The organism is Rothia sp. HMSC061C12 (assembly GCF_001815755.1).
Lineage (GTDB): Bacteria > Actinomycetota > Actinomycetes > Actinomycetales > Micrococcaceae > Rothia > Rothia mucilaginosa.
The window spans coordinates 1-4,243 of the sequence record NZ_KV821853.1 but is presented as its reverse complement, the minus strand read 5'-3'; the positions used below and the strand labels follow the sequence as shown (position 1 = coordinate 4,243).

Below are 4,243 nucleotides of genomic sequence, written 5' to 3'. Positions count from 1 at the left end.
GTCCGGGCTTATGCTCGGTGGGTCATTTCTTTGATGCCTCCTAGATTCCGAATACCACCCCGGTCGTGCCTTGGGTGGCTTCGGTCAAACATTGCGTTCAGCCTCTTAGGTTGCCCCACGGTGGGGCAACACGGATAAAGAGCTGAGGTCTCCAGCATAGGAAGCGCACGGGTGCTGAGTCAAGCACCCCCACGCAAAACCCGCCGACAAGGGGCGATGCAACCGGTGATGTAATCCCAGAAGACACAAAAGGAGGGGCGACACCACTCGGTGCCGCCCCTCCTTTTAGGCATTAAATCTGCGCGCGTAAACCGCGCGAAACGCTACTACGCCTCGTGACGCTCACGGTACATGCCCAGCGGGCCCGCATCCGCGTACGCCTGAGCGTCGTTGTAACGGTACAGGCGCGGCGGGCGGTGGCGGGTGCCCTCCACGCGGCGGCCGGTGTCAATAATCGACTTCGACGCCGCAATCTGGCGGCGGAAGTTCGCCGGATCCAGGGTGCGACCCAGAATCGCCTCGTACACCTCACGCAGCTGCGCCAGGGTGAACTCCTCACCCAGGAACGAGTGCGCAATACGCGAGTACTCGACCTTGTTCTGCAGGCGGTAGAGTGCGTACTCAATGATTTCGTTGTGGTCGAAGGCAAGCTCGGGCAGCTCATCCACCGGGAACCAGCGGATGTTCTCGTGCACGCGGGTGTTTGCGACCTCGGTGGCGGGAATCGAAGCCCAGTACACCACGGAAACCACGCGCTCGTGATCAGCGCCGGGCGCCGGGTCGGGTTCACCCACAACGCGGGCGGCACGCGCCTCGGGAGTGCGCAGGACATCACCGAATGCGTAGAGCTGCTCCAGATAGCCGGGCTGGAGGTTGGTGGCGCGCTTCAGGGTCGAAGCGGCAGCCTCTTCCAGAGAAAGGTTCGGGTTGAGTGGACCGCCAGGAAGCGCCCACTGACCCTTATAGGGCTCGCGGAGGCGGCGAACCAGCGGCAGCCACAGGGTCGGGTGGGTCTCGTTTTCCTTGGGACGCAAAGCTAGAATCACGGTCGAGACAGCGAGAGATACAGAGGTGTGGTCCACGTCGTTGTGCTCTTCAGTGGCGACTGCGCCGGGAAGAGGCTGGGATGCGATGCTCATTCAGGCCTCCTGTGCGAATGGGTATCGATAGGTGTGCATACTCTACCCATTTTAAGGGGTTAATAGGGTAAAAATGCACGCAAGGCACCCGCTGACCCGAAAACCGATACCATCCGCGTCGTGTCAAGGGGAAAAAGTTCAGGTACCGGACACACCAAAGCGCCCCTCCGGCATGTCCACAAGAACAATGCGGAGGGGCGCTCCAGGGTCTACTTATGCAACGTCTACTTATGTGGTTTTAGGTGCAGAGTAGGGGTGCAGACTAGTCGATCTGCAGCTCGCCCATAGCTTCCCAGCCCTCGCCGTCGATCAGGCGAGAAATAATCTTCGGGGTTGCAGTTAGCAGCGGACGCATGTCCTTCATGGCCTGCTGGAAGTGGTCAGAGTTCACGTGCGGGCCAGCTGCGTCGTCGTTGAAAGCCTCGAGCAGAACGAACTCGTTCGGGTCCTCAACACTGCGGGACCACTCGAAGAACTTGTTGCCTTCCTCGGCGCGGGTTGCCTCGGTGAAAGCGCGGGTCTTCTCAATCCACTGGTCAGCGTATTCGGGCTTGACGGGGAACTTTACAGCAATGAAAATCATCGGAACTCCTTAGGTTGAAGAGTAGATACGTACCCTTCCAGTTTAAGCCCCGGGTGCTCGCCGGCGCTGAAGAATAGGGTTTGAGGCAGCGGTTTTAGCTTGTGGCTTTAACCGCTGTATCGGGTGGCTTTTGTGGGTTTAATGAGCCGCCGCCTTGAGAACCTGCAGGGCGCGTTCCAGCGCCGCACGGTCTGCCGCGATGGCTGCAGCCCTCTGCGGGCTGGCGGAGTCGCCTCCGAATGCCGCGTTGTAGTACATGCCATCACCCAGAAGCAGCACGGCGCGGGCAATCTGCTCGTCACCCAGCTCAGCGAGGACGAGTGCATGCCATCCCTCCTGCACGCGGCTCATGGTCTGCTGGGCGAGCTCATTATTGTTCTGCGCCAGGCGGCTGAGGGCAATGAGGGCACGGTCGAACGGGGTGTTATCCGGCGTGGAGGAATTGATGTAGTAGGCGCTTGCCCCCTCGGGTGCCTGCTCCATCGCCGCGAAGTCCTCTTCAGCCAGGGTGAGGGTGCGTTCTGCGAGCGCTTCAAGTAGCGCCTTCTTGGAGGCGAAGTGGTAGAGTAGCCCGCCCTTGGAAACCTTGGCGGCGGTGGCGACGGCGTCGAGGGTCGCGGCGCGTTCTCCCGAGCGAATCAGCAGGTCGACGTAGGTGTCGAGGATGTGTTCGCGGGGGTTGGTGGCGCGTTGTTTTCGGTGGTTGGGGGTGGTCATGTGTACCAGTCTAACCGCTTGAAACTATACCGTCCAGTTGGTATAGTTAATCTTCGTTTATGGCCCCGTCCGGACCCCTAAAACCTCACTAAAAGACCTAGCCCAAAAGACAGGCCGAGCTGATGCCGCCGCGTCCGCCGCATCAGCCGACACCTTATAGACGCACGAAAACAACCCATGACGAATCACAATCCGCACACCACGGCTCTGCCCATTCACGCCCCCGACCAGAAGACCAAGCGCTGGGCGGCACTCGGTGTGCTCATGCTCCCGGTGCTCCTGGTCTCCATCGACAACACAGTGCTTGCCTTCGCGGTGCCCGCAATCGCTAAGGCGCTGAGCCCCTCCTCCGCGGAGCAGCTGTGGATCGTTGACTCCTACTCCCTGGTGCTCTCCGCCCTGCTCGTGCCCATGGGCGCTATCGGTGACCGCATCGGTCGCCGCAAGCTGCTGCTCATCGGCTCGACCGGCTTCGCGGCAATCTCTGCGCTCGCGGCATTCGCGCCCTCCGCGCTGATGCTCGTGGTTGCCCGCGCCCTGCTTGGCATTTTTGGCGCCATGCTCATGCCGGCAACCCTGTCGATTATTCGCAATATCTTTGTGGATGCGACCGAGCGCCGCATCGCTATTGCCGTGTGGGCTTCGGGCTTCTCGGCGGGTGCGGCGCTGGGCCCGATTGTGGGTGGTTTCCTGCTGGAGCACTTCGACTGGGGTTCGGTGTTCCTGCTCGCTGTGCCGATTCTGATTCCTCTGCTGATTCTCGCCCCGATTATGGTTCCCGAGTCGAAGGACCCGAACCCCAGCCCGGTGGATCCGCTGAGCATCCTGCTGATTATGACCGGCATGACCGGCATTACCTTCGGTCTGACTCACACCTCCGAAACCGGGTTCGATGCGGTGGCAATTAGCACCATCCTTGCCGGACTGTGCTTCATCGTCCTGTTCGTGCTGCGTCAGCTCAACCGCGAGAAGAACGATATTCAGCCCATGCTGGATGTGCGCCTCTTCCGCAACACCGTGTTCACCGGCGCGATTACCGCAAACCTCATCTCCATGATGGTGGACGTTGGCTTCATCTACTTCGCCTCCCAGCACCTGCAGTTGGTCTCCGGTCTGCCGCCCATGTACGCCGGTATGCTGCTGATTCCCGGTACCCTGGCGATCATTATCGCCGGTCTGGTGATTGCGCGCGTGGCGGTGCACTTCCACCCGGCGCAGGTGGTGTCTTTCGGTCTGGCGCTCCACGCTGCCGCGTTCGCGGTGCTCGCCTTCATGGGTGCGCACAACGACTTGGTGATTATCCTGATCTTCATTGTGCTCGGTACCGGCATCGGTATTGCGCAGACCATTTCGAACGACCTGATGCTCTCCAGCGTGCCGCCGCGTAAGGCTGGTGCGGCATCCGCGATCTCGGAGACCTCCTACGAGACAGGTACGGTGCTCGGCACCGTCATCATTGGTGGCATGCTCACCGCCGTCTACCGCGCAAATGTGGTTGTACCCGACGGCCTGGATGAGACTCTCGCCGACCACGCCCACGAAACCCTCGGCGGTGCCGTGACGGTCGCAAGCCAGGTGGGTGGCGAGCAGGCGAACCAGCTGCTCTCCTCCGCATTCGCTGCCTTCGACTCCGGCGTGGTGCTGAGCTCCGCATTCAGCGCCGTGCTCATGGGTGTTATGGCCGTCATTAGCTACTTCATGATCCGCAAGGCACCGCGCGAAATGAAGCCCGCAGAACACTAATTCGGAATACATGAGCCCCGCCTCCTGACGCTACTGAACTGCGCCCCGAAACTTGGACGCA

At 60.9% G+C, this 4,243-nt stretch carries 4 protein-coding genes; 1 reads left to right on the top strand and 3 read right to left on the bottom strand.

Annotated features, from left to right (window positions below; genetic code table 11):
* Positions 1-326 precede the first annotated feature (326 nt).
* The 3 genes from HMPREF3055_RS03395 to HMPREF3055_RS03385 form a co-directional block, all read right to left on the bottom strand.
* A complete protein-coding gene (locus HMPREF3055_RS03395) occupies positions 327-1,139 on the bottom strand; it encodes an NUDIX hydrolase (RefSeq protein WP_070593869.1) in 813 nt (270 codons plus the stop codon).
* A gap of 262 nt (positions 1,140-1,401) precedes the next feature.
* On the bottom strand, positions 1,402-1,722 hold the full coding sequence (locus HMPREF3055_RS03390) for a putative quinol monooxygenase (RefSeq protein WP_070593866.1): 321 nt from the start codon (positions 1,720-1,722) through the stop codon (positions 1,402-1,404).
* A gap of 138 nt (positions 1,723-1,860) precedes the next feature.
* On the bottom strand, positions 1,861-2,439 hold the full coding sequence (locus HMPREF3055_RS03385) for a TetR/AcrR family transcriptional regulator (RefSeq protein ID WP_070633886.1): 579 nt from the start codon (positions 2,437-2,439) through the stop codon (positions 1,861-1,863).
* Between the two features lie 177 nt (positions 2,440-2,616).
* Between HMPREF3055_RS03385 and HMPREF3055_RS03380 the strand changes: the two genes are divergently transcribed.
* Positions 2,617-4,182 carry an MFS transporter gene (locus HMPREF3055_RS03380; protein ID WP_070737973.1) on the top strand — a complete coding sequence of 522 codons (1,566 nt, stop codon included), beginning with the start codon at positions 2,617-2,619 and terminating at the stop codon, positions 4,180-4,182.
* Positions 4,183-4,243 lie beyond the last annotated feature (61 nt).

Excerpts from the sequence above, each read along its gene's own strand:
- HMPREF3055_RS03380 (WP_070737973.1), top strand. The coding sequence starts at position 2,617 with ATGACGAATCACAATCCGCACACCACGGCTCTGCCCATTCACGCCCCC.
- HMPREF3055_RS03395 (WP_070593869.1), bottom strand. The coding sequence starts at position 1,139 with ATGAGCATCGCATCCCAGCCTCTTCCCGGCGCAGTCGCCACTGAAGAG.
- HMPREF3055_RS03390 (WP_070593866.1), bottom strand. The coding sequence starts at position 1,722 with ATGATTTTCATTGCTGTAAAGTTCCCCGTCAAGCCCGAATACGCTGAC.
- HMPREF3055_RS03385 (WP_070633886.1), bottom strand. The coding sequence starts at position 2,439 with ATGACCACCCCCAACCACCGAAAACAACGCGCCACCAACCCCCGCGAA.